Origin of the sequence: Janthinobacterium goodfellowi (genome assembly GCF_051380695.1) — a bacterium.
In the GTDB taxonomy this organism is placed as follows: domain Bacteria; phylum Pseudomonadota; class Gammaproteobacteria; order Burkholderiales; family Burkholderiaceae_D; genus Janthinobacterium.
Map to the genome: position 1 here is coordinate 206571 of NZ_JBNYXN010000003.1, position 25280 is coordinate 231850.

Sequence of the window (25280 nt, forward strand, 5' to 3'; positions counted from 1 at the left end):
ACAGTGGCGCCATGTCCACACTCCTGTCCCTCCGCTCTTGCCTCGTCCTGCCGTTCGTCCTGATGGCGCTGGGCGCCTGCTCCATGCAAATCGAACTGCGCACGGCGGCGCAGCAGGAGCAGTTCGCGCGGGAAGCGGCCAGCCACGGCGACTGGGCGCAAGCCATGCGCAACTACGCGGCAGCGGCCGACAATGCAAAGCTGGGCCATGGCGATCTCGCTTGGCAGGCGCGGCTGCACCACGAAGCGGGACGCGCCGCCAGCGCCGCCTGCCGCTACGATGCGGCCGCATTTCATTTCCGCCAGGCTATCGCGCTGGCAAAGCAGGCCCGTACATCGAGCGCCCCCAGCGACAAGGCGCTGGCATCGCTGCAGGCCGGCAAACCTTGCGCAGTTCCCCCATGAACGTCGCGCGCACCTTGCTGGCGGCATCCACCCTCTTCGCTGGCATGGCGCCCGCGTGCGCCGCCGAGCCGGCGTTACCCTTATGGGAAGCGGGCGTGTTTGGCGGCACGGCCGTCACGCCCGCCTATCCCGGCGCCAGCGAACGCTCGACGCGCAGCCTGGCCCTGCCCTATCTGATTTATCGCGGCAAAGTCTTGCGCGCCGACCGCTCCGGCGTGGGCGCGCGCCTGCTCGATACGGATCGTCTCGGCTTCGATATCGGTTTTGCCCTGTCCTTGCCGGCCCGCTCCAGCGACGTGCCGGCCCGGCGCGGCATGCCCGACCTGGGCACCCTGGTGGAATTTGGCCCGCGCCTGAAAATCAAGCTGGCCGAGCCGACGCAGCACAGCCGCCTGGGCCTGGAACTGCCCGTGCGCGCCGTCATTGAAGCAAGCGGCGGCCTGCGCCGCCAGGGCGCCACGTTCGAGCCGCGCCTCGTGTACGCGCTGCAAGGCGGGCAGCAGGCATGGCAGGTCGACGCCAGCCTCGGCGCCGTGCTGGGCAATGCCGCCATCAACGATTATTTTTATGGCGTCAGCCCCGCGTTTGCCACCGGTCAGCGCCAGGCGTATGCGGCCAAAAGCGGGCTGATGCTCACGCGCCTGGGCCTGGGCGGTTCCTACCGGCTGCACCAGGACTGGCGCGCCTTTGCCTTTTTACGCTACGACAACTACACAGGCGCCGCCAACCGCGCCAGTCCCCTGTTGCGCCAGAACAGCGGCACCTCGGCCGGCATCGGGCTGATGTGGACGTGGCAACGTTCAAGCAGCCTGGCGCGCGGCCCGGACGATTAGCCAGCTTAGAACTCCGTCGTGGCAGACAGCATGACGGTGCGCGGCGCGCCCAGGCCCAGGCTGGTCCATTGCGGCAGCGCCCAGTAGGCCCTGTTGCCGACGTTCGTCACGCTGGCGCGCACGGTCAGGGGCCGGCCCGCCGCCTTCGTCGCATAGCGGGCGCCCAGGTCAAACACGGTACGGCCCGGCACGGACATCGAGTTGTCGGCATTGATGTATTGCTTCGATGCCGCCGTCGCGTTCGCCGTCAGGGTCACGCCGGGGATGGCGGGCGCATCCCACTCGACGCCCAGCTTGGCTTGCAGCCTGGGTACGCCCGTCGCCTGCCTGCCCTGGTTGGCGCCACCCACGGTCTTGCTCAGGACCGGGTCGACATAGGCCACGCCGCCCATCAGACGCACGTCGCGCAGGGGCGAACCGAAGAAGCCCCAGTCGACGCCACGGTTGCGCTGTTCGCCGCCAAAGGAAAAGATATTGCTGACCGGATCGACATAGCTGCTGGGCCGCTTGATTTCATACACGCTGACCGTATGCGCGAACTCGCCCAGGTCGACCTTGACACCCAGTTCCGCCTGCTTCGACTTGTATGGCGCAAAGACCTCGCCCGAGTTGGCGGCCGTCAACGGCGCCGTGGCGCCCTGGCTCAAGCCTTCGATGTAGTTGCCGTACAGGGAGATCGTCTTGCTGGCCTTGACCAGCAGGGCGACGGCCGGCGTGGTGGCGCTTTCATCATAGCGGGACGTGCGCGCGCCCGTCTTGATGTTGAAGTTATCGCTGAGCACTTCCTGGCGACGCAAGCCCACCGTCAGCTGCACGGTGTCTTGCGCAAAGGACAGCGTGTCGACGAGGCCGAAGCTGGCCAGGCGCAGTTCCGCCTTGGAAATTTGCGGCGCCTCGAAGCGGCTCGCCGGTCCCCAGACGGGATGGTAGATATTCGTGATCCAGTCCTGCGCCAGGGTATTCCTGCGCCCGTACTGCTTGTCCGTGTGGTGATAATAGGTGGCGTTGACGGCCCATTGGTGGCCGATATCGCCCGTGCGCAACTTGCCGCGCAAGCCCGCTTCCGCCGACTGCTTTTCCACGTCGAAGCCCAGGTCGGCGACGTTGGTGCGGTAGTCGCCGGGCGTGTTGAATACCTGGATCAGGTAGGCGCCCGTCGACTGGTAATCGGCCCGGCTGGCGCCCACGGCCGCATACGCCATCAGCTGCTCGTTCAGGTCCAGTTCGCCGCGCAGCATGGCGCCCTTGTCCTTGGTGTCGTAGAACGCCCAGCTGGGATTGAGCAGGGTTTCCGCTTTCGGCGGACGCGGCACGGGCAAGCCGGGGGCCAGGTTGACGCCCCGGTTCAAGCCATCGGCGCGGTCCTCGCTGTGATACAGGTCGGCGGACAGGCGCGCGCCATTGCCGCGCCAGTCCAGGCCCACGGAAATGAGCCGGGTCTTCTTTTTCTGGTGGTCGATGGCGCCGTCGCCATCGCGGTACACGCCGTTGACCCGGATGCCGAATTGCCGATTCTCGCCAAAGCGCTGGCCCAGGTCCACATGGCCGCCCCATTGCGCATCGGACATGTACGACGCCGTCACGCGCGCCAGCGGCGCATCGCCCGCGCGCTTGGGCACAAGGTTGATGCTGCCGCCCACGGAGCCGCCCGGTGGCATGCCATTGAGCAAGGCCGACGGCCCTTTCAGCACCTCGATGCGCTCGAACATTTCGGGCGAGGTGCGGTAATACGGCGAGATGCCGTACAGCCCGCCAAACGCGACGTCGCCGATACTCGAGCTGAAACCCCGTATCGAATAATTCTCGCCGATGATGCCCGTCATGCCGCTGCTGAAGACGGTCGGATCGGCGGCAGAAATCACATCGGTGATGTCGCGCGCCTGCCGGTCTTCGATGAACCTGTCCGTATAGCTGATGGTGTTGAACGGCGTTTCCATGAAATCCTTGTCACCCAGAAAACCCACGCGGCCGCCGGACGCCACTTGCCCGCCGGCGTAGGCCTCCGTCACGGCGTTGCCCTTGCCCCATACCGTGACGGCCGGCATGGTCGCGGCGGCCTCGGCGGCGGCGCTGTGCGCCGGTTCGCGGCGCAGCGTATAGCTGCCATTACCCTCGCGCACGGCTTGCAAGCCGTGACCGCGCAGCAATTCGTAAAAGCCTTCGGGCACGCTGTAGCTGCCGGACAGGCCGGCGCTGTTCTTGCCTTGCAGCAGGCTAGCCTCGACCGTCAATTCGACGCCCGCCTCCGCCGCGAACGTGTTGAGCGCCAGGCCCAGCGTACCGGCCGGCACGCTGAACGCTTGCCGGGCCTGCGCTGCCCCCGCTTGCGCGTACGCTGGCGGGGCCGCCATGCCCAGCGCCCCCACGGTCAAGCCCGTGACGAGCGCCAGTTGCACGGCCGTGGCGATGCGGCTCAGGTTCAAGGCGGGAAGATGGCGCGTTGCCATGCGTTGGGTCATAAAGTAAATCCTTTCAGATGGATGATTGCTTGTGCTCACCCTGTCTCCCGAACGAAAAGGCAAAACCCTCAATACAAATACGAATCATTACGTAATATGCCGCTTATTGATAGCCCTTCAGCACATCGTCGACCACCCGCTTCAGCGACGTCACGCTGGCCGCCGTGATGTACCAGGCGTCCGCATCGACGAAGACCACGCGGCCGTTCTTCCAGGCATTGGTCTGGCGCAAGAGCGGATTGGCCATCTGTTCGGCCGTCATGACGGGACGGTGTTCCATCACGGCCGTCCGGTCCACCACATAAATGATGTCGGGATTGGCTTGCTGGATGAATTCGCTGGAAATGGGCTGGCCATGCAAGCCCGCCTCGATGGCCGAGCTGGCCGGCTTGACGCCCAGCGCATCGAAAACAAAACCGTAGCGCGACCGCACGCCGAACGAGCTGAAGGCGCCGTTGTTGTGCAGCACGATGAGCGCCTTCTCCGGACGGTCCTGCGTCGCCTTGCGCGCGTCCGCCACCTTCGCATCGAGCTCGGCGGCTTTGCGGCCGGCGATATCGTCCTTGCCGAAGATGCGCCCCAGGGTCAGCAAGTGTTGCTTGACCACGTCGATGTGCTTGCTCTCGCTGTTCTGGTAATCCACGTCGAAATGCAAGGTGGGCGCGATCTGGCTCAGTTCCTGGTAATGGCTGGCCTGGATCGAGGTCATCAGTATCAGGTCGGGCTGGAGCGCGTGGATGTGTTCGAGATTCGGCTGCACGATAGCGCCCAGGTCGCGGATACCCTGGTCCTCCTTGTAGCGCGTGAGGAAATGCGGCACGTAATCTTTCACCATGCCAGCCACGGGCACGCCCAGCTGGTCGAGGAAATCGACTTCATTCATGTCGAGCACGGCCACCCTCTGCGGCCGCTGCTTGATCACCGTCGTGCCCAGCTTGTGCTCGATGGTGATGGGAGAGTATGCCTGCTGTGATGCCTTGGCGGCCGGCGCCGGCGGCACCGTGGCGGCCTTGTCGCTGCAGCCTGGCAAGGCGGCCACGGCGGCAAGCAGCACGGCGATTGCCAGACGGGATTTGTTCCAGATCATCTCAAGCTCCTGTGGGGGTAAAGTAATTGCAGACGCAGCCGCGCTCGTTGCGCACGATGTGAAAATCGATGTCGTACAGCGCGCGCAAGCGCTCTTCCGTCACGACTTCGTGGGCGGGGCCGGAAAAGCGCACGGCGCCGCCCTGCATGGCGACGATGTGGTCCGAATAATTGGCGGCGAAATTGATGTCGTGGATCACCAGGATCACCGTGCGGCCCTGCTCGTCGCACAGGCGGCGCAGCGCGCGCATGATCTGCACGGCGTGCTTCATGTCCAGGTTGTTGAGCGGCTCGTCAAGCAGCAAGATATCCGTCTGCTGGGCGATCGTCATGGCCAGGAAGGCCATCTGCCGCTGGCCGCCGCTCAGCTCATCGACGTAGCTGGCGCGCAAGCCTTCAAGCGACAAGAAGGCGATGGCGTCGTCGATCGCTTGCCGGTCTTGCGGCATCAAGGTACCCCGGCTGTAGGGAAAGCGGCCAAAGGCGACCAGCTCTTCCACCGTCAGGCGCAGATGGAAATCGGGCGACTGGCGCAGGGTGGCCACGCGCCGCGCATAGTCGCGGATCTGGATGGCCGCGATGCTGTGCCCGTCTATCGTAATCTCGCCGCCATGCGCTTCCTGCAGGCGCGCGATGAGCATCAGCAAGGTCGTCTTGCCGGCGCCGTTCGGGCCGATCAGCGATGTCACTTTTCCCTTGGGAAACTGCGTGCTGACCTTGGCCAGCACGCGCTTGGTACCGTAATTCTTTTCGATATGCTTGACGTGGATCATGCTGTCCCTCGGGTGCGGACCATGAGCGCGAGGAAATACGCGCCACATACCAGGTTGACGAGGATGCCGACCGTGGTCCGGTAATTGAAAACGTGCTCGACCAGCAGCTGGGCGGCCAGGAAGATGGCGATGGCGATGGCGCAGCCCAGCGGCAAGGTGGCGCGGTGGCGCGCCGTGCGGGCCAGCGCGTAAGTCGTGTTCGCAACAAAGATGCCCATGAAGGCCATGGGGCCCAGCAAGCTCGTCGACACGGCCACCAGCACGGCGATCAGCGCCAGCTGCAGCTGCACCATGCGCCGGTAATCGACACCGAGCGAGATGGCCTGTTCGCGGCCCAGCGCCAGCACGTCGAGCGCCGGCAAGGTTTTCAGCACGGCCACGCAGGCGGCGCCTGCCAGCACGGCCGAGTACAGCAACTGCACGGGCTGCGCCTTGTTGAACGAGGCCTGGCTGAATCCTTGCAAGATGGCAAATTCACCGGGACTGATGCGCAGCTGGATGAACTGGGTGAACGTGCCGAGCACCATCGTCAGGACGAATCCCAGCAGCAACAGGAAATACACGTTGTTCTTGCCATCACGAAACAGCCAGTGGTGGATGCCCCAGGAATAGGCGAGCATCAGCGCGATCGACACGACAAAATTGCCGTTCTGCCCCAGCAGCACGACGCTGTGCATGCCCATCGCGAGGATCAGCAGCGATTGCAGCAGCAGATACACGGCTTCGTAACCCATGACGGCCGGCGTCAGGATGCGGTTGCCGGCGATGGTCTGGAACACGATGGACGAGACGGCCACGCAGACGCCGCCGATGGCGATGGCGGCCAGGCGCGACAGGCGTTTGGGAATGACGAAATCAAAGTCGAGATTGGCGCCGATGAAGAGGAAGGCCAGCGCAAGACAAACGACGGCCAGCCACAGCGCTCGCTGGTGCACTATTCGCCTCATCGCCGCCCCCGGATGATCAGCGCAAGGAACAGCAGGCCGCCCACGCCGCCCGCCGTCAGGCCGATCGGCACCTCGAACGGGTAGATCAGCAGGCGCCCCGCGATGTCGCAAGCGAGCAGCAGCGAGGCGCCGCACAAGGCGACGATGGGCAGGGTGCGGCCCAGGTTGTCGCCATGGCGCAAGGCCACCAGATTCGGGATGGCCAGGCCGACAAACGGGATCGCCCCCACCGTGATCACCGTGGCCGCCACCGTGACGGCCACCAGCATCAGGCCCAGCGCCACCGTGGCGCCATAGTTCAGTCCCAGGCTGGTGGCCAGCCCCTCCCCCATGCCCAGCACGGTAAAGCGCTGCGCGTACAGATACGTCAGGGCAACGATGGGCAGGACCAGATAGATGATTTCATAGTTGCCCTGCACAATCTTCGAGAAATCGCCAAGCAGCCAGCCCTGCATGCTTTGCAGGATGTTGTTGCGGTAGGCGTAAAACTCGGCCACGGCGCTGAGCACGCCGCCATACACGAGGCCGATGACGGGCACGAGGATCGTGTTCTTGAAGCGGATGCGGCGTATCAGCGCCACGTACAGTGCGCTGGCGGCAAGGCAGAAGGCCAGCGCGAACGCCATCTTGCCGACCGTGCCCGCCGCGGGCGCCACGGTCAGCGCCACGAGGATGCCCAGCTTGGCCGCGTCGAGCCCGCCCGAGGTGGCCGGCTCGACGAATTTGTTGCGCACGATGTGCTGCAGGATGACGCCGCACACGGACAGGCCCACGCCCGTCAGCACCAGCGCCGCCAGGCGGGGCAGGCGGCTGGCCGTCAGGGTCAGCCAGGTATCGCCGGACAGCGCGCCGGACAGCGAAAACAGCTGCGTCCAGGCAATGTCCCGCGCGCCCACCAGCAGCGAAGCGCCGCACAGCAGGAAGAACAGGAAAAACAGGCGCGCGCGTGTCAAATCATGATCCCGTTCACGACTGGCGCGCGGGCGCGGCGATGCGCCAGCCCTTGGCCGCCTGGCGCTGGGCCAGGAAGTGCGCATACAGGCCGTGCTGCGCGCGCAACTGTTGCGGCGTACCCTGCTCGCGGACCCGGCCGCCATCAAGCACGACGATCCGGTCGGCCATGGCCACCGTCGACAGCTGGTGCGCGATGACGATCACCGTGCGCTTGCCGCGCAGCCGCGCCAGCGCCTCGGCGATGGCGGCCTGGTTTTCCGCGTCGAGCGCGGCCGTCGCTTCATCGACCAGCAGAATCGGCGCATCCTTGATCAGCGCGCGGGCAATCGCGATGCGCTGGCGTTCGCCGCCGGACAGGCGCGCACCGCCCTCGCCCACCGGGGTGTCGAGTCCCTGCGGCAAGCGGGCGATGATCTCGGCCACGCCCGCTTGGCGCGCCGCTTCCAGCACCTCGGCGTCGGCGGCGCCCGGCTTGCCGATGCGGATGTTGTCGCCGATGCTGCCCTGGAACAGATAACTGTCCTGGAATATCTGGCTGATCTGGCCTGCCAATTGCTCGCTGGACATGTCGCGCACATCGACGCCGCCCACCAGCACCGCGCCTGCGCTGGCGTCGAAGAAGCGCGCGATCAGGCGCACCAGGGTCGTCTTGCCGGAGCCGGAAGCGCCGATCAGCGCCGTCATGCTGCCCGGCGCAATGTGCAGGTTGATATCCGTCAATACGTCGGCCTGCTCCTGTGCATAGCGAAAACCTACGCCGCGCAACTCGACGGCGCCATCGCGCAGCGCTTGCGGCTTGTGCGCTTCCGGCAGGGGCTGCACGGCGAAGATATCGCGCGCCGCGTCCAGCGGGCCGCGCGCGCCGCGCAGCACTTCGCCATAGCTGGCCACTTCCTGCAGCGGGTCGACAAAGCGCACCACCAGCAGCAAGGCCACGATGACGGCGATGGCGTCCGGCGCGCCGGATGCCGCCCCCGGCAGGCTGCTGAGCCACAGCCCGGCGGCGGCCAGCAAGGTGGCGAAGATGGCTTGCACGGTCCAGGCGTTGAGCACCGACGACAGCGCCGACAGGTAAATGAGCCGCGTGCCCGCGTGGCGCTGCGCGTCGATCGCTTGCTGCAGGAAACGCGTGCCGCCGTCAGCTGCACCACTGCCGTTGCCATTGAATGCGCGCAAGACGGATTGCGCTTGCGCAAACTCCACCAGGCGCTGGCTGGTCTGGGCAAAATGATGATGATATGCATCGTCAGCACGCTGGCCCAGGTGCGCCGTGAGCCGCAAGGCGCCGGCCAGCAGGGGCAGCGCCAGCAGCGCCATCACGCCCAGCTGCCAGTGCAGCGCGCACAGCGCGGCCACGAGCACCAGGGGCGTGACGGCGCCGCAGATAACCGGCGTCAATACGTGGGCCGGAAGTTGCGCCACGTTCATCATGCCCTGCGTGATGACGTGACCGAGCCTGGCCGTGTTCGCGGGCGTGAACCAGCCGACGGGCAGGCGCGCCACGTGGTCGCCCAGACGCTGGCGCGCCCCTTGCAGCACCGTCACGCCCACGCGCACGCCCGCTTTTTCCACCTGGCGCCGCCAGGCCCAGCACGCCGCCAGCCCGGCCAGCAGCACGCTCAGCCACAAAGCCGCGCCATCCGTATCGCCCGTCAGCAGGCGGCCCAGAGCCAGCACCAGCGCCGTGATCGTCAGCCCGCTGAGCACGCCATACGCGAGCGCCATGGCACAGTAGCGGCGGAACACGGGTGCGTCATCGCCCAGCAGTTGAATAAACGTTTTCAGCATGGGAACTCCGCTTCGTCGGGGGATGCCTGATAGCCGCCCAGCGCCCACAGTTGCGCATAGCGGCCCTTGTCGGCGAGCAAGCTAGCATGGCTGCCCTGCTCGAGAATGGCGCCGTTCTCGACCACGACGATGTGGTCGGCATGCATGATGGTGTCGAGCCGGTGCGCGACCACCAGCAGGGTGCGGCCCCGGGCAAAGCGCGACAGCGCGTCCTGGATCGCCACTTCGTTTTCCGCATCGGCCGCCGCCGTCGCTTCATCGAGCACCAGCACGGGCGGGTCGACCAGCACGGCGCGGGCGATGCTCACGCGCTGCAGCTCGCCGCCGGACAGTTGCGCATCCTCGCCGATAACGGCGTCGTAGCCGCGCGGCAAGGCCAGGATGCGTTCATGGATATTCGCCAGGCGCGCCGCCTCTTCCACCTCGTGCAAGCTGGCCGAGGGCCGGCCCAGCGCGATGTTCTCGCGCACGCTGGCGTGGATCAGCCGCACTTCCTGCAGCACGAAACCGATGCGCCGGTACAGCTCGGGCGTGGCGATGTGCCGCAAGTCGACGCCGCCCAGGGTGATGCGGCCTTCGGTGGGATCGAAAAAGCGCAGCAGCAGCCGCGCCAGGGTCGACTTGCCGGAACCGGAGGCGCCGACGATGGCCGTCACCGTGCCGGGCGCCAGGGTCAGATTCATATCCGACAACACCTTGTGCTGCCCGTCGTAGGCGTACGCCACGCCTTCCATGCGGATCTCGGTACCGTCGGGCAATTGCTGCTGCTCCGGCGCCGGCTGCGCCAGCACGGGCGTATCGAGCAAGGCTTGCACGCGCTGGGCGGCGCCCGTGGCGTTGTTCAGGTCATGCGTCAGGTAATGCAGCAGCAGCATGGGTGCGGAAATGCCGGGCGCCACCAGGGCGAACGGCAGGATATCGACGGGCGCCATCGCCCCCAGCGCCACGAAAACGGTGCCGGCGATCGCCACCACGCCCAGCACGGCGACGGGCGCGATCAGCGCATTGGCGTTCGCCATCGAGCCGACCAGGGGGCGCGTAAACGCGGCAAACGCCTCGGCAAACGCATCGACGGCTGCGCGGTAGCTGCCATGCGCGCGGCCCGTGGCGCCGAAAGCCTTGACGACGGGAATGCCGTTGACGAATTCCACCACGGCATGGTTGATGCGCCCCATGCCGGCGACGAATTGTTCCATATTGCCGCCGCTGGCCTTCATGGCGCGGCCGAAGAACAGGAAGAAGCCGGGAAATGGCAGGATGGCGACGAGAGCCAGGCGCCAGTCCATGGCGAACAGATATATCACCGAGCTGGCGATGGCGCCCACGGCGCGCCCCGTCGTCGTATAGAAGTGGGCGGTGAGGCTGTGCAGGGTATTGATGTCGTCCTGCATCGCCTGCTTGACCTCGCCCGAGGCCCGGCTGGTGAACCAGCCCAGCGGCACCTGCCCCAGGCGCTGCACGGCTTGCAGGCGCAATTGATGGGTGAGGCGGTTATCGGCCAGGTGCGCGGCCAGTTCGCCCAGCGAGATCAGCGCCATGCCGGCAAACAGGCAGGCGACGCTGACGAGAATGGTCGTCCAGATGCCAGCGGGCGCGTGCACCGCGTCCGGGGCAAGGGCGATGCCGGCGATATGCGCGATGCCGGCCAGCGGCACCAGGGTAAGCATGGAACCCGTGCCGGCCAGCACGGCGGCGGCGATCAAGCGTCCGCGGATGGGCTGCAGTATCCGGCTGATCGGGCCGGCCTGGCGGGTTTGGCTACGCATGGGAAAAGCGGGAAAAAACGGGCATGGGATCGATGGATATGGGTGGCTCTCACCCTATATCCCGAACGAGAATGCAAAACCCTCAATCGGAGCCGAAAAATTGTCAGGCAGCAGCCTGGGAGATGGCTTGCACCGTCACCCAGTAACGCGTGCGCGCGACGATCTGCACGGGCAAAGCCAGCGCCAGGTTGTGCAAGGCGCGGTCCGTATCGCGCAAGGAAAACACGCCGTTGACGCTCAAGCTGGCCACGGCCGGGTCGCAGCGCAGCAGGCCGGGCCGGTAGCGGGCCAGCTCCCCGATCAGCTCGTCGAGGCGCATGTTGTCGGCCACCAACACGCCCTTGCTCCAGGCCGCGGCGCTGGCGGACGCGGGTGCGCCGAACTGCACGATGTCGGCCGAGTAGACCGCGCCCTGCCCCGTGTCGATGCGCACGGGCCGGTCCGGTGCATGCGCGAGGCGTACCTCGACGGCGCCCTCGAACACGGCCACGCGCGACGTGTGTTCGTCTTGCCGTAAAGTAAAACGCGTACCCAGCGCCTGCACTGTGCCATGGCGGCCCTGCACGCGGAAAGGCCGCCGCGCGGGATCGGAATCGTGCGCCGTGGTGACGAGGATTTCGCCGGCGCGCAGGATCAGCAAGCGCTCGCTGGCGTCGAAGCGCACGTCGATGGCGGAAGCGGACGCGAGCATCACGCGCGTGCCGTCAGGCAGGGTAATCTCGCGGATCTCGCCCGTGCCCGTGGCATGCCCCGCCGTGGCCATTTGCCAGGCATCCGTGCCGCGCAGCAGGTAGGCCATGCCGCCCACGGGCAGCAGCACGGCCAACAGCTTCATGGCTCGGCGGCGGTTCAGGTAGGCGGCCGGCGCCGGTTCGCGCAGCGCATGGCGGGCCGCATCGCGCGGCACGCTGTGGAGCTTGCCCTCGAACGCTTGCAAGCGCTGCCAGGCGATGGCATGGTGCGGATGGGCCGCGCACCAGCGGGCACAGGCAGCCCGGTCTGCATCGCTGGCGTCATCGGACCACAGGCGCGCCATCCACTGGGCCGCCTGTTCGACGATGGCGGGCGCTATCACCACCTCCATGGCTCAGGCGTCCGGCGCATGCATGGCCTGGTAGCAGGCCAGCAAACCGGCGGCGATGTATTTTTCGACGGAAGACACGGATACCTGCAATTCGGCGGCGATGTCGCGGTAGCTCAGGCCGTCGAGCTTGCACAGCAGCAAGGCCTTGCGCGCCTTGGCGGGCAGCTGGTGCAGCACGGCGTCGATTTCCATCAGCGCCTCGATCACCAGCGCGCGCTCTTCCTCGGACGGCGCCAGCGCCTCGGGCACCAGGACCAGCACTTCCAGGTAGGCCGATTCGATCTGGCGGCGGCGGTACAGGTCGATGACCATGCCGTTGGCGATCTGCGTCAGGTGGCGGCGCGACTCCCCGGCCGGCGGCATGCGCCCCGTCTTCATCAGGTGCAGGTACACGTCATGCGCCAGGTCGGCCGCATCGAAGGCATTGCCGAGCTTACGGCGCAGCAAGCCGCGCAGCCAGTGATGGTGGTCGGTGTACAGACTGCTGACTTGCTGCTGAAGCGCTAACTCGGCGGTGCTCACGATACCCTTCCTGTCGCCAACGGCCGGCAAGAACAAGCGCATCGGATTATAAATGAGAATTATTCTCATTGTACGCTGGGTGAGCAGGAAAGCGCAATACGGCGGCGGGCGGCAAACGCTATCAGCCCTGCTGCCGGACGGGCTTGAGCAGCCTGAAGGCGGCCGATAGGGAAGGCCGGCAGACATGCAATGCCACCGCCAGCAACACGCCCCATGCCAGCGGAGCAAACAGCCCCAGGCGCTGGGCAAAAAACGCGTGGCCCATCGCCAGCAGCGACAGCAGCAAGGCGCTCAGGTACAGCGAGCGGCGCGGCAGCGGACGCCAGACGCGCATGCCCAGTTCCGTCTTGACGACAAAATACACAAGGAAGCCCAGCAACTGCGCCACGGCGGCCCCTGTGGCGCCACAGCGCGGCACCAGCACGGCGCCCGCCAGCAACGTCCCCAGCAAGCCGGCCGCGAAAGCGGCGATGGAGAGCGAAGGACGACGGGCCAGATTGACGCCGACACCGGTCACTTCCGCCAGGGCATACAGCAGCGGCTGGCCCACGGTGGCCACCGCCAGGTACGCGACGCCATGATAGTTGGGAGGCAAGACCCATCCGATCAGCCAGGCCAGGGCGCCCGCCAGGCAAAAACCCACGACCACGATGGCCTGCGCATGGCGGCAAATGGCCGCAATATTCGACAGGTCGCCACCGGCCGCGGCCCATTTGTGCACTTGCGGCACCCAGACTATCGTAAAAATCGATTGCACCAGCCAGGCACCGGCGGCCACGCGCGTGGCCAACGCATAAATACCGAGCTCGTCAAAGCCGGCAAAAAAACGCAGCAGGCCCATGCCGGCCGACAGCATGGACAGGTAGCCAATGGCGCTCACCAGCAATGGCCCCGCCTCGGCAAGCAGGCGCCGCAGCAGCACCCGGTCCATGGTGGCAGCCCAGGCTTGCGCCAGCGACGCGCGCGCATGCCACAGCAGCCATAAGGTGACCATCCAGGTGGTGGCCACGACCAGGGTTGCCAGGTGCACGAAATTGCGCTGCGGGTCCCACCACAAAACAGGCAGCAGCACCAGCAGCGACATTTTCGGCAATACCTGCGCCAGGCTGAAAACCCAGGCGCGCTCCTGCATGCGAAAGAGCTGCGCGACCAGGCGATTGGCCAGGGCGCTCAGCATGCCGGCAGCGAACAGGAAGGCCAGGGCCGGTTGCGTCACATCGAATAACAGTCGCGATAATGGTGCGGCAAACAGCAGTACCAGCGCGAGCGCGACAGGCGCGAGCAGCACGGCCGGCAGCAAACACGCTTTCAGCAAGCCGCTACGGCTCGCGCTGTAATGATATTCGTGCAGAAACGCCTTATCCAGCCCCAGCGAGAGCAACAAACCGGCCACCGTACACGCGGTCATGAAAAAATCCAGCTTGCCGATGTCGGCAGGCGGAAACAGCCAGGCCACGGCAGGCACGGTAGCAAGGCTGCATAGCAGCGACAAGATGGGGCCGGCTGAAAAACCCGCGAGACGGTTCAGGCGCATCGTTCAGCCAGGCCAGGCATCTCAGCCATGCCTGTCGTTGGAGAAACGATAGGGAATCGTGTCCGAATCGGCCTGCACGCGCCAGTGGTCCGGCGCATCATAGCGATACGCATGGTCCACCGCATTGACGAGGATAGCCGGCGTGCCGCAGTAATTCTGCACGCCATGCCAGACGCGCGGCGGCACGACGAGCAGGCCGGGACGCCTGGTGCCCATCTTGAACTCGTTGAGCATGCCAAAAGTGGGCGAATCCTCGCGCGCGTCGTACAGCACCACGCGCATCTGGCCCGCAGCCACGAATAGACGATCCGTCGTGATGGCATGCGCATGCCAGGCGCTCAGTCCGCCCGGCTCCAGGGTCGAGGCGAATATCTGGCCTATCTGCGTGGCACCTGGCACCCATTCGGTGCGGAAAATTTCAGTCAGGCTGCCGTACGCCGTCAACACAGGGCGGATTTCCTGGAAGATTACGCCGTCGATCAACGAAGGCGTCGCCGGCTTCCATTCCTTGGTAATGCTTTCGCCATCCTGTTTCGCGCCAGCCAACAGCCAGTTATCTTTTTCCACCACCAGATTTACCCCCGAAATTTTATAAAAATGCTCTTATGTATTGCAATCGTATTATCTACCGCCGCGGCAGGTCCTTCAATCCCCGGCGGCGGCGCAATTCACGCAAAAATGTGCCTTTCCGCCAATACCTGAGCCAATAGATCGGTTGTGGTGGCCATAGGCCCAATAAATAAAAGATTCGCCGTAGCAAAGCTTTCCCGGCAAGCACTGCACACTGGATCGGAGAAATGTAGCGTTCACGGCTCAGCTTGCCACATAGAGTTGCGACAGCTTGCAGAATATTCACAGGATTTTGCATGTGCTCCCACCAGAACGCATGTTCACTATGCTGCCGCTCAAGATACGCGTTGCTGCGTCTGCCAGACTGGATCAGGATGGCGCCGATACGAGGATGGGCCAGCATCGGCCGTCCCGCACGATACACGCGGTGCAGCCACGCTTGCGATGGCCAGCACCGCAGCTCCCACGATGGTTGCCATGGACCAATTTGCAAGGCCAGTTCACGCCGCATCACCCACAAGGTAGCCGGCACGTTCATCCACGGACGATAAGAACTCAGTTCGGCAGTGACTGCCCCCTCGATGTGATGTCCCGACATACCGATCCCCAGCCCTTGATCAAAGACCAGGTCGGCTCCTGTGCGCTCGAGAAGATCGATACTGGTTTGCAAATGATCGGGCAGCCACAAATCATCGTGGTTCAGAAATGCCAGATAAGTGCCACGCGCCAGGCCGACACCCATATTATTGGGTCCCGTCTGCTCGCCGTAATTGGCCGGCAGATTCACAAAGCGGATACGCGCATCGGCAAACGCGGCGACCACCTCGGCGGTATCGTCGGTGCAGCAATCGCCGACGACAATCAGCTCCCAATCCTGCAAGGTGCTGGCGAGTGCAGATTGAATCGCATAACCGAGGATATTGCTCCGGTTATACGTGGCCATGACAATGGAAACAAGCGGTGGTTTCTCCGGCTGCATGGCAGGCCTTTTCAAATAGACAAACAAAAAATGCCGCCCAGGTACCTGGAGCGGCATTTCGCAATGGACAAATGCAATATATTGCCGGCGCTGGCCAGCAAGCATCTGGCCTTAGACGTTGAACAGGAAGTTCAGCACGTCGCCATCCTTGACCACGTATTCCTTGCCCTCGGCGCGCATCTTGCCCGCTTCCTTGGCGCCCGCTTCGCCCTTGTAGGCGATGAAGTCGTCATAGGCGATGGTTTGCGCGCGGATGAAGCCGCGTTCGAAGTCGGTGTGGATCACGCCGGCCGCCTGCGGCGCCGTGGCGCCCACGGGGATGGTCCAGGCGCGCACTTCCTTCACGCCCGCCGTGAAGTAGGTTTGCAGGCCCAGCAGCTTGTAGCCGGCGCGGATCAGGCGGTCCAGGCCTGGCTCTTCCATGCCCATGTCGGCCAGGAAAGCGCCCTTGTCGGCGTCGTCCAGGTCGGCGATTTCCGCTTCCAGCGCCGCGCAGATGGCGACGATGGGGGCGTTCTGCGATTGCGCATAGGCCGTCAGCTGGTCCAGCAGCGGGTTATTCGTGAAACCCGTGTCCGACACGTTGGCCACGAACATGGCCGGCTTGGCCGTGATCAGGCACAAAGGCTTGATCAGCTCCATTTCGTCGGCGTCCAGGCCCATGGCGCGCACGGGTTTCGCGTCGTTCAGGTACGGCATCATGCGTTCCATGATGGCCAGCAGCTTGGCCGCGTCCTTGTCGCCCGAACGGGCTTTCTTGTTTTCGCGGTGGATGGCTTTTTCCACGGTGCCCATGTCGGCCAGCGCCAGTTCGGTCTGGATGACTTCGATATCGTCGAGTGGGTTGATCTTGCCGGCCACGTGGATGACGTTGTCATCTTCGAAGCAGCGCACGACGTTGACGATGGCGTCCGTTTCGCGGATGTGCGACAGGAACTGGTTGCCCAGGCCCTCGCCCTTCGATGCACCGGCCACCAGGCCGGCGATGTCGACGAATTCCACGATGGCGTTGACCATGCGTTCCGGCTTGACGATGGCGGCCAGCGCATCCATGCGCGGGTCCGGCACTTCGACGACGCCGACGTTCGGCTCGATGGTGCAGAACGGATAGTTTTCAGCCGGGATACCGGCTTTCGTCAGTGCATTGAACAGGGTGGACTTGCCGACGTTCGGCAAGCCGACGATACCGCATTGGAGACTCATGGAAAACCTTTAAATAATCAATATTGCCGGCAAGCGGCTGGTGCAAAACGGCCGTTGCGGGCGTTTTCTGGATAATCTTGCTGTATTCATGCTCTAAGGGTCAATTGTACCTCTATGCACCCTACTCTTCAAAAAAACCGCCCCGGTGACCTTAACTGTCGCCATCGCCGTCATCCGGCTGCGACGCATCGAATTCCAGGATGTCGCCGGGCTGGCATTCGAGCATTTCGCAAATTTTCGACAGGGTATCGAAACGCACGCCGCGCACCTTGCCCGATTTTAAGAGGGACAGGTTCTGTTCCGTGATGCCGATAAAGGCGGCCAGTTCCTTCGATTTCACTTTTTTCCTGGCCAGTACCAGGTCGAGGCGCACGACGATGCCCATCAGATGAACCCGCTGTTTTCATCGGCCAGGCGCTGGCCTTCATGGAGGATCTGCGCCAGCGCAAAGAAAACTGAGCACAGCAGCAGGGTCCACAGGTCGCCGCCCGTGATGTCGATAACCAGACGCAACTGGCTCGTCCCCTCTTCCAGCAAGCCGAACAGCATGCCGCGCACGGTGGGTTCCAGCAAGGTCAACAACGTTCCCAGCAGCAAGCCGCCGGCGAAACGGCGAAAGTGCCGCGCCACCTGCGGCGTAAAAAATACGCCCTGCTCGAACTGGCGCAAGACCCGGGCCAGCTGGCGCACGGCGTCGCCCAGCACCAACAGGGCCGGCAAGGCCAGCGCCAGGCCCAATCCACGCTGCCACAGCGGCATGGCAGCCAGGCGCTCGAATGGCTGGCTCTGCAATTGCAGCAACAGTTCATACATGCCGGCGCCGCCGACGGCTCCCTGCACGGCCGGCGCGGGCGCCAGCCAGCCCAGCACCGTCAGCAGCAGGTACAGCAGAAAGAAACCCGAAACGCCGTAGCGCACGCGCCGGCTCAGCGCCGCCGGCCCCATCTGATTTTTTTTCATATTTAGAAGTATACGAAAGCGTCAAGTATCGTTAGAATAAATTATCGTAAAACAATAATTAAATCATGTTTTGCGACCATTTTAACATGTTCACCCTCTTCTATCGATTGGAGACACCATGAAAACCCTGCTTGCCTCACTCATTTGCAGCACCGCCTTCTTGCTCAGCGGCGCCGCCCGCGCCCATGACTTGAACGCCATGCTGCAGCAGGCACTGGCCGACAAGAGCGTGCCGGCCATGGCCATACTCGTGATCCGCGACGGCAAGATCGATGCCCAGGCGCAGGCAGGCGTGCGCGCCAATGACGGCCACGACGCCGTGCGCGCCGATGACGTGTGGAATATCGGCTCCGACGGCAAGGCCATGACGGTGACCCTGATCGCGCGGCTGGTGGAACGGGGCGTGCTGTCGTGGGATGCGCCGCTGTCGAGCATGCTGCCCGCGCTGGCCGGCGGCATGCGCGCCGAGTACCGCGACGTCAACCTGATGGATCTGCTGTCGCACCGCGCCGGCCTGCCGCCCAATCCCGATGAGGCATGGATCAATGCCACCTACACGGATACGCGCCCCTTGCCGCTGCTGCGCCAGGAATACGCGCAGCGCGCGCTGGCCGATGCGCCCGTGGCCGCGCCGCGCGGCGAATCGCATTACTCGAACAGCGGCGCCATGATCGCCGCCGCCATCGCCGAAAGGATCACCGGCCAGACATACGAAGAACTGATGCAGGCGGAAGTGTTCGGCCCGCTGGGCATGCGGGCCGCGTTCGGCCCCACCGTGCGCGGGCAGAATCTGGGTCACAAGGAAGGCAAACCCATCGCCGGCTTGATGGCCAGCAATCCGCTGATGATGGCGCCCGATGGGGAAATTCAGCTGAGCATGGCCGACTGGGCCAGGTTTGCGCTCGATCAGCTGCACGGCGAGCAGGGCCAGGGCAAGCTGCTGAAACAGGAAACGTATGTCTTGCTGCATACGGCGCAGGGCGACACGAATGCGGCATTGGGCTGGGGCGTGATGCACTTCCCGCCCCAGGCGCCGCAGCGCGTGCTCACCCACCTGGGCTCGAATGGCTACTGGCACGCGCTGATCGCGCTGGCGCCCGGCAGCGGCGACGGCTTGCTGATCGCCGCCAACGCGGGCGAAGGCAGCAGCGCCCAGGCCAGCCAGCAGCAGATGGCAAAAACCATCATGGCCGGCTTCGGCAAGGCGGGGAAATAATCAGGCGGTGTGCAGCTTCATGGTGGCCGCCTCGAACTTGCCCTCGACGATCTGCGGCATGACCTGCAAGGATTTGTCGATCGCCTGCTCGATCAGTTCCTGCTCTTCGCGGCGCGGGCGGTGCAGCACGAAGTCGGCCACCTGCTGCTGCAGGCTCAGGGTGCGCGGGTGACCGATGCCCAGGCGCAAGCGCCAGTAATCCTGCGTGCCCAGCGCGGCCGTGATGTCTTTCAAGCCATTGTGGCCGCCGGCCGAGCCGCCCTTTTTCAGGCGCGCAATGCCGGGCATCAGATCGAGTTCGTCGTGCACGACCAGCACTTCATCGGCGGCGATCTTGAAAAAGCGCGCCAGCGCGCCCACGGACTGGCCCGAGCGGTTCATGAAGGTCAGCGGTTCGAGCAGCCAGACTTCATTGCCGCCGATGGAAATCTTGGCCAGCATGGCGTTATAGCGCGAATCGCGCTGCAGGCGCGTGCCGGGCAAGCTGTTGGCAAGATTGTCCACCAGCCAGAAGCCGGCATTGTGGCGGGTTTGTTCGTATTCGGGTCCCGGGTTGCCGAGGCCGACGATCAGGCGTATGGGCATGGCTGTGTCTGCAATGTAAAAGAAAGCATTATCGGTGAAAACAGGCGGAAAAAAACCCGCGCGGCGAACCAGGCGGGTTTTTCCTTGCGACTACCGCATTGCTGCGGCGGCAGAATTACTTCTTGTCGGCTTCAACAGCGGCAGCTGCTTCGGCTTCAGCGGCAACGTGGCCAGCCGGTACCGAAGCGGTAGCGATGGTCAGGTTGGCGCCGTGGGTGACAGCGGTCACGCCAGCTGGCAGGACCAGGTCGCCGACGTGCAGCGAGTGACCGACGTCGATGTTCGACAGGTCAACGTTGATGAATTCTGGCAGTTGGCCTGGCAGGCACGAAACTTCGATTTCGTTGGCTACGTGGCTGATGGTCGCGCCGTGCAGTTTGACTGCCGGGGAAACGTCAGCATTGACGAAGTGCAGAGCCACTTTCACGTGGATAGCTTGCTTCGAGTCAACGCGTTGAAAGTCAGCGTGCAGAACCAGTTGTTTGTATGCGTGGACTTGGAAGTCGCGCAACAGAACTTGCTGGGAAACGCCGTCGATTTCCAGGTCCAGGATCGACGAGTGGAACACTTCTTTTTTCAACGCGTGGTACAGGGCGTTGTGATCCAGCGAGATCAACACAGGGGCTTCAGCGCCACCGTAGACGATACCAGGGGTTTGGCCGGAAATGCGCAGGCGGCGGCTCGCTCCGGAACCTTGCAATTCGCGTTTAAATGCGATAACTTTCATGTGAAACTCCAAGAAGAACAAGGCTTGCGCCTTGTGTTATGAGGACTCCCGCGACCAGGAATCCTCGAAAATGGGTGCAAAACACCCCGAAAACTAAAACACTGCGGCGCAACAGGCAAAAAGCCGGTCGCGCCGCAGGCATTACGTCTGTTGCTGCTCTTGCCGAATTAATCGATGAACAGCGAGATGACGGAGTCACCCTTGATGATGCGTTTGAACGTCTCGGCCAGCAGCGGCGCGCACGTCAATTGACGGATCTTGCCGCAGGCCAGGGCCGCTTCGGACAGGGGGATCGTGTCGGTCACGACCAGCTCATCGAGCGGCGAGGCCGAAATACGGTCGATCGCCGGGCCCGACAGCACCGCGTGCGTGCAATACGCCACGACTTTTTTCGCGCCGCGCTCTTTGAGCACTTCGGCAGCCTTGGTCAGCGTGCCTGCCGTGTCAACCATGTCATCCATGATCACGCAGTTGCGGCCTTCGACTTCACCGATGATGTTCATCACTTCGGACACGTTCGCTTTTGGACGACGCTTGTCGATGATGGCCAGGTCGCAGCCCAGGCGTTTTGCCAGGGCGCGCGCACGTACCACACCGCCGACGTCCGGCGACACTACCAGCAAATCCTGGTAGTTTTTCTTTTGCAGGTCGCCCAGCAAAATTGGCGAAGCGTAAATATTGTCGACTGGGATATCGAAGAAACCTTGAATCTGGTCAGCGTGCAAGTCCATGATCAGGACGCGCTCGACACCGGCTTCTTCCAGCATGTTCGCCACCACCTTGGCCGAAATCGCCACACGCGCGGAGCGTGGACGGCGGTCTTGGCGGGCGTAGCCGAAGTAAGGAATCGCGGCGGTGATGCGGCCAGCGGAAGCACGTTTCAAGGCATCAACCATCAGCATGATTTCCATCAGGCTGTCGTTGGTTGGAGCACAGGTGGATTGCAAAACAAAAACATCCTTGCCGCGTACGTTTTCGTTAATCTCGACCATTACTTCGCCGTCGGAGAATTTCGAAACGTTTGCTTTACCGAGAGGGATGCCGAGGTTTTTTGCGACCCCCTCTGCCAACGCTGGATTCGCGTTGCCGGTAAAAACCATCAGGTTTTCGTAAGCCATGGGAGTCCCAAGAGGTGATATAGAAGTCTTGAAAAGCACTAACCGGGCATAGGCCCGGTCAGTCATTGTTTAGAATATGCCGCGTGGCGACACATCTGCTTTTTCCCGTACTGGACGCCAACTTCGCATCGACAGACTACGGTGAAATTGTGGCAGGGGAAGAAGGATTCGAACCTTCGCATGCTGGAATCAAAATCCAGTGCCTTAACCAGCTTGGCGATTCCCCTACGTTACTGACTGCTTGCCGTCATGTTGGCCAGTATTATACCGACTATTTGACGCTAAGCAAAATCTTTTTTTGCTCTCTACAACATGGTGAGCATCGGGTGGCGATTCAGCGCTTTTGCCTTCCAGGCGATCCAGACTGGTGGCACATTACTGAGCACCGCATCCGCTTCTTCCTGACTGCCAAACGCACTAAACACACAAGCACCGGAACCAGTCATCCTGGCTTCACCGTAAGCACCCAGCCATTCTACCGCATCTGCTACCGGCTTGAAAAGACTGCATGCCACTTGCTGTAAATCATTCTTTCCAAACCCGCCCGCATCGTTTCCTTCTGCGAGGCACCTGGAAAAGTCCGCTATTGTGACGGGTTCGGTATTTCTCGTCAAGCCTTCCGCGCAAAAAATTGCGGCGGTCGGCACTTGCACGCCCGGCTCGATCACCACATACCAGCATGCGGGCGTGGCGACGGGCTGCAAGGCTTCGCCCACGCCTTCGGCAAAGGCGTTTTCGCCAAAGATGAAAAACGGGATATCGGCGCCCAGCGGCAAGCCCAGCGCCATCAATTCCTCGCGCGTCAAACCGGCCTGCCACAGGCGATTGAGCGCCATCAGCGCCGTGGCCGCGTCGGACGAGCCGCCACCCAAGCCGCCGCCCATGGGCAGCACCTTGTCGATGGCGATATCAACGCCGCGCGGCAAGGCGCCCGTGCGGCGCAGCACTTCGGCCTGCAGCAGCCTGGCGGCGCGGATGATCAGGTCCTGCTCCTGCGGCACGCCGGCCAGCTCCGTCACGCGGACAATCGCCGTGTCGTCGCGCAGCGCGAAGTGCAGCGTGTCGCCATGGTCGAGCAACTGGAACACCGTCTGCAGCAGATGGTAGCCATCGGCGCGGCGGCCGTTGACGTGCAGAAAGAGGTTCAGCTTGGCCGGTGCCGGGCAGTTATTCAGGGTCGTCAACGTCATTGTGCTTGAGCCGATGGGGCGGGATCGAGGACGATGCGCAGCGACACGGCATCGGCCTGCGCGCTGGCATTGCGTTCGGCATCGATACGCCGCGGTTGGGGCAAGGCGCCCGGTATATTGTCGGCTGCATTTTGCCCTACTTCTTGCCACGACACATAGCGCAAGCGCCAGCCGTCTTTGGTCGTCACGCTGTCGTTGGCCGGCGAAGCGACGAAGCGCTTGCCGTCGGCGCCCACGGCATACCCTTGCAGCCAGTCGCGCAAGCCCGACACGGGCAAGGACCAGCCCAGCATCTGCGCGCTCAGGGTGTCGACATCGGGCGCGCTGCGCGGCGCCTTGCCGCTTTGCGTCAACACGGCTTGCTGCGGCGTGACGGCGATCGTCGCCAGCGTGCTGCCGACGGGAGAATACAGGGTCACGTCCGTGCGCTGCGCCGTCTGCTGCCAGTTGAAATTGACGGTGGCCGATTCGGGCTTGTCATCCTTCTGGTACACGACGTTCAGGCGGCCCGTCAGCTCCACCTGTTCGCGGTAGGGCGCGACGGTGTTGGCGGATGGCGCGGCGCCGGACGAGAATGGGGAACTCAGGGTCGAGCAGGCCGAGAGGGACAGGCAGACGAGTGCGAGGGGAAGCAGTTTTTTTAACATGGGTACAAGGAAAAACCAGCGCCATGGCGCTGGTTTTTTATAGTTGAGTTAATCGATTCAATCACAGACTGACATTCAGGCGCGCCAGCGTACTTTTCAGCGCCTCGTTTTTCGGGTCCTTGCCTTGCGCCTCGCGCCACAGTTTTTGCGCTTCGTCCTTGTCGCCCTTCTGCCACAGTACTTCGCCCAGGTGGACGGCGATTTCCGGATCGCTGCGCACGGCATAGGCGCGGCGCAGCGCGTTTTCCGCAGCGGCCAGGTTGCCCATGCGGAATTGTACCCAGCCCATGCTGTCCATGATGAAGGGGTCGCCCGGCGCCATCTGCAAGGCTTTTTCGATCAGCGCATGGGCTTCCTCGAGGCGCAGGCCCCGTTCGGCCAGCGAATAACCGAGCGCGTTGTACGCATGCTGGTTGTCGGGCGCCAGCGCCATCACGCGGCGCAGGCTGGCCTCCATCCGCTCGAATTTGTCCAGGCGCTCGGCCAGCAAGGCGTAGTCGTACAGCAGTTCCGGATTGTCGGGGAAGCGCAGCAAGGCGTTTTCCAGCACCGTGTACGCGCTTTGCACATAGCCGGCGTCACGCAGGAATTGCGCGTCGACCAGCAGCACCTGCGCCTGGCTTGCCGGATCGTCCGTTTCGATTTCCGTCAGCGCCTTGCGCGCCGCATCGAGATTGCCGCCGCGGGCGATCAGCTGGGCGCGGCGCAAGCGCGCCTCGACATAGCCGGCCGACGCGCTGTTGTCGACCTTGTCCAGCCAGGCGATGGCGCCCGCCGTGTCGCCGCGCGTCTCGGCGATCTGCGACAGTATCATCAGGGCCTTGAACGGATCGCGCGTGTCGCCGGGAGATTTTTCGAGCACGGCCAGGAAGCGCTTGAAGTACTGCTCCGCGCCCTTGGTGTCTTCCAGCTGCAGCGCCACGATGCCCAGCGCATACAGGGCGCCCACGTTATCGGGCTGGCTTTTCAGCAGCAGCAGGAACTGCTCGCGCGCCGGTTCCAGCTGCTTCTGTTCGACCAGCAGGCGCGCATATGCGCCGCGCACTTCGACGGCGTCCGGATTCTTTTGCAGGAAAGCGGCCAGCACCTTGCCCGCCGCCTCGGGTTCGCCCGTCACCTGGGCCAGGGTCAGCACGGCCAGCTCGGAGTTCGGCTTGATGGCCAGCGCCTTGTTCGCTTCGCCGATGGCGCGGTCACGCTCGCCGATCGACAGGGCGCCCTGCGCCAGCACCAGGTGCGCTTCGAACATGTCCAGATACGGCTGCACCAGGCGCGTCACCATCGAATAGGCGTACAGCTTGTCATTCGAACGCGACAAAATCTGCTGCATCTGGAACAGGGCCACGCCCCGTGCGCCTTGCGGCGCATTGGCCAGGCGCTCGGCGAAGATCGGTTCCGCTTCTTCGATCTTGTCCGTCAACACGACAAAGCCGAGGAAGAACTGCGTCGCCTCGTCCGAGTCGGGCGCCAGTTCGCGCCACAGGCGGATGGCCGCCAACGCTTCGCCGCCCTGCTTGGCAGCCAGCGCCATTTCCGAGGCGCGGCGCGCCAGGCGCGGGTCGCGCGTCTGCTGCGCAGCTACCATCATCGTCACGTACGGCCCCTGCCACTGGCCGCTCTTGAATTCCATCTCGGCCTTGGTCAGCTTGTACAGCAAGTCGCTGCTCAACTCGACCTTGGGCAGTTTTTCGCCCTTGGCGTCGTCGCCGGAATCGGTGCCAGGCACTGGCTGCGCCGTGGCAGCAGCAGGGCTGGCCGCCCCATCTGAAGGGGCGACAGGCGTCTGTGCCATGGCATGCGTGGCCATCAGGGCGGACAAGGTTACAATGGCGAAAGCGTTTTTCAAAGGCTGATCCTGGCTAAACGGCAAAGTTTGATTCTACGCCCAACGCGGCTATCGCGTACTTCACGTATGTAACGAAATATATGCGTCGT

Annotated in this window: 24 protein-coding genes and 1 tRNA gene; 3 read left to right on the top strand and 22 right to left on the bottom strand. The window is 63.8% G+C overall.

Features of this window, described 5'->3' with window-relative positions:
* Positions 1-11: 11 nt before the first annotated feature.
* The gene (locus ACQ4WQ_RS13330) at positions 12-404 is read left to right on the top strand and encodes a hypothetical protein (protein WP_436497687.1); all 393 of its coding nucleotides are present in this window, start codon (positions 12-14) and stop codon (positions 402-404) included.
* The gene (locus ACQ4WQ_RS13335; protein WP_436497689.1) at positions 401-1237 is read left to right on the top strand and encodes a MipA/OmpV family protein; all 837 of its coding nucleotides are present in this window, start codon (positions 401-403) and stop codon (positions 1235-1237) included. Before ACQ4WQ_RS13330 ends, ACQ4WQ_RS13335 begins: the two co-directional genes overlap by 4 nt.
* A 5-nt stretch (positions 1238-1242) precedes the next feature.
* Here the strand turns inward: ACQ4WQ_RS13335 and ACQ4WQ_RS13340 are convergent, their stop codons facing one another.
* The 15 genes from ACQ4WQ_RS13340 to ACQ4WQ_RS13410 form a co-directional block, all read right to left on the bottom strand.
* Positions 1243-3696, bottom strand: coding sequence for a TonB-dependent siderophore receptor (locus ACQ4WQ_RS13340; protein ID WP_436497691.1), 2454 nt, complete (start codon positions 3694-3696; stop codon positions 1243-1245).
* Between the two features lie 103 nt (positions 3697-3799).
* Positions 3800-4783, bottom strand: a complete 984-nt coding sequence (locus ACQ4WQ_RS13345; RefSeq protein WP_436497693.1) for a siderophore ABC transporter substrate-binding protein — start codon at positions 4781-4783, stop codon at positions 3800-3802.
* Position 4784: 1 nt separating this feature from the next.
* Complete coding sequence (locus ACQ4WQ_RS13350; protein WP_436497695.1) at positions 4785-5555, bottom strand: iron ABC transporter ATP-binding protein; 771 nt, start codon at positions 5553-5555, stop codon at positions 4785-4787.
* On the bottom strand, positions 5552-6490 hold the full coding sequence (locus ACQ4WQ_RS13355) for an iron chelate uptake ABC transporter family permease subunit (protein WP_436497697.1): 939 nt from the start codon (positions 6488-6490) through the stop codon (positions 5552-5554). Before ACQ4WQ_RS13355 ends, ACQ4WQ_RS13350 begins: the two co-directional genes overlap by 4 nt.
* Before the next feature lie 8 nt (positions 6491-6498).
* Positions 6499-7455: an ABC transporter permease gene (locus tag ACQ4WQ_RS13360; protein WP_436497699.1), complete on the bottom strand. Its 957-nt coding sequence runs from the start codon at positions 7453-7455 to the stop codon at positions 6499-6501.
* Between the two features lie 13 nt (positions 7456-7468).
* On the bottom strand, positions 7469-9244 hold the full coding sequence (locus tag ACQ4WQ_RS13365; RefSeq protein WP_436497701.1) for an ABC transporter ATP-binding protein: 1776 nt from the start codon (positions 9242-9244) through the stop codon (positions 7469-7471).
* Positions 9238-11010: an ABC transporter ATP-binding protein gene (locus ACQ4WQ_RS13370; RefSeq protein ID WP_436497703.1), complete on the bottom strand. Its 1773-nt coding sequence runs from the start codon at positions 11008-11010 to the stop codon at positions 9238-9240. The genes ACQ4WQ_RS13365 and ACQ4WQ_RS13370 overlap by 7 nt, the downstream gene beginning before the upstream one ends.
* Before the next feature lie 103 nt (positions 11011-11113).
* Entirely contained in the window at positions 11114-12094 is a 981-nt protein-coding gene (locus ACQ4WQ_RS13375; RefSeq protein ID WP_436497705.1) for a FecR domain-containing protein, read from the bottom strand.
* 3 nt (positions 12095-12097) lie between these two features.
* Positions 12098-12616, bottom strand: coding sequence for a sigma-70 family RNA polymerase sigma factor (locus ACQ4WQ_RS13380; protein WP_436497707.1), 519 nt, complete (start codon positions 12614-12616; stop codon positions 12098-12100).
* 121 nt (positions 12617-12737) lie between these two features.
* Positions 12738-14150, bottom strand: coding sequence for a lipopolysaccharide biosynthesis protein (locus ACQ4WQ_RS13385; protein WP_436497709.1), 1413 nt, complete (start codon positions 14148-14150; stop codon positions 12738-12740).
* Positions 14151-14171: 21 nt separating this feature from the next.
* Positions 14172-14717 (bottom strand): dTDP-4-dehydrorhamnose 3,5-epimerase family protein, encoded by a 546-nt coding sequence (locus ACQ4WQ_RS13390; protein WP_436497711.1) that lies wholly within the window; start codon positions 14715-14717, stop codon positions 14172-14174.
* Positions 14718-14775: 58 nt separating this feature from the next.
* A complete protein-coding gene (locus ACQ4WQ_RS13395) occupies positions 14776-15804 on the bottom strand; it encodes a glycosyltransferase family 2 protein (protein WP_436497713.1) in 1029 nt (342 codons plus the stop codon).
* Positions 15805-15810: 6 nt separating this feature from the next.
* Positions 15811-16902, bottom strand: a complete 1092-nt coding sequence (ychF, locus tag ACQ4WQ_RS13400) for a redox-regulated ATPase YchF (protein ID WP_071325626.1) — start codon at positions 16900-16902, stop codon at positions 15811-15813.
* A 151-nt stretch (positions 16903-17053) separates the two neighbouring features.
* A complete protein-coding gene (locus ACQ4WQ_RS13405; RefSeq protein ID WP_034778346.1) occupies positions 17054-17287 on the bottom strand; it encodes a helix-turn-helix domain-containing protein in 234 nt (77 codons plus the stop codon).
* Positions 17287-17862, bottom strand: coding sequence for a hypothetical protein (locus tag ACQ4WQ_RS13410; RefSeq protein ID WP_436497716.1), 576 nt, complete (start codon positions 17860-17862; stop codon positions 17287-17289). Before ACQ4WQ_RS13410 ends, ACQ4WQ_RS13405 begins: the two co-directional genes overlap by 1 nt.
* A gap of 118 nt (positions 17863-17980) precedes the next feature.
* Between ACQ4WQ_RS13410 and ACQ4WQ_RS13415 the strand changes: the two genes are divergently transcribed.
* A complete protein-coding gene (locus ACQ4WQ_RS13415; protein WP_436497718.1) occupies positions 17981-19078 on the top strand; it encodes a serine hydrolase domain-containing protein in 1098 nt (365 codons plus the stop codon).
* Here the strand turns inward: ACQ4WQ_RS13415 and pth are convergent, their stop codons facing one another.
* The 7 genes from pth to ACQ4WQ_RS13450 all read right to left on the bottom strand — a co-directional run bounded on the left by pth (position 19079) and on the right by ACQ4WQ_RS13450 (position 25191).
* Positions 19079-19663, bottom strand: a complete 585-nt coding sequence (pth, locus tag ACQ4WQ_RS13420) for an aminoacyl-tRNA hydrolase (RefSeq protein WP_436497720.1) — start codon at positions 19661-19663, stop codon at positions 19079-19081.
* A gap of 115 nt (positions 19664-19778) precedes the next feature.
* Complete coding sequence (locus ACQ4WQ_RS13425; RefSeq protein ID WP_131688254.1) at positions 19779-20390, bottom strand: 50S ribosomal protein L25/general stress protein Ctc; 612 nt, start codon at positions 20388-20390, stop codon at positions 19779-19781.
* Positions 20391-20557: 167 nt separating this feature from the next.
* Positions 20558-21508, bottom strand: coding sequence for a ribose-phosphate pyrophosphokinase (locus ACQ4WQ_RS13430; protein ID WP_034753270.1), 951 nt, complete (start codon positions 21506-21508; stop codon positions 20558-20560).
* A 150-nt stretch (positions 21509-21658) separates the two neighbouring features.
* Positions 21659-21735 (bottom strand) — tRNA-Gln (locus ACQ4WQ_RS13435).
* A 78-nt stretch (positions 21736-21813) separates the two neighbouring features.
* The gene (ispE, locus tag ACQ4WQ_RS13440; protein WP_436497722.1) at positions 21814-22698 is read right to left on the bottom strand and encodes a 4-(cytidine 5'-diphospho)-2-C-methyl-D-erythritol kinase; all 885 of its coding nucleotides are present in this window, start codon (positions 22696-22698) and stop codon (positions 21814-21816) included.
* Positions 22695-23345: an outer membrane lipoprotein LolB gene (locus tag ACQ4WQ_RS13445; RefSeq protein ID WP_436497724.1), complete on the bottom strand. Its 651-nt coding sequence runs from the start codon at positions 23343-23345 to the stop codon at positions 22695-22697. Before ACQ4WQ_RS13445 ends, ispE begins: the two co-directional genes overlap by 4 nt.
* 61 nt (positions 23346-23406) lie before the next feature.
* Entirely contained in the window at positions 23407-25191 is a 1785-nt protein-coding gene (locus ACQ4WQ_RS13450) for a tetratricopeptide repeat protein (RefSeq protein WP_326455961.1), read from the bottom strand.
* Between the last annotated feature and the right edge of the window lie 89 nt (positions 25192-25280).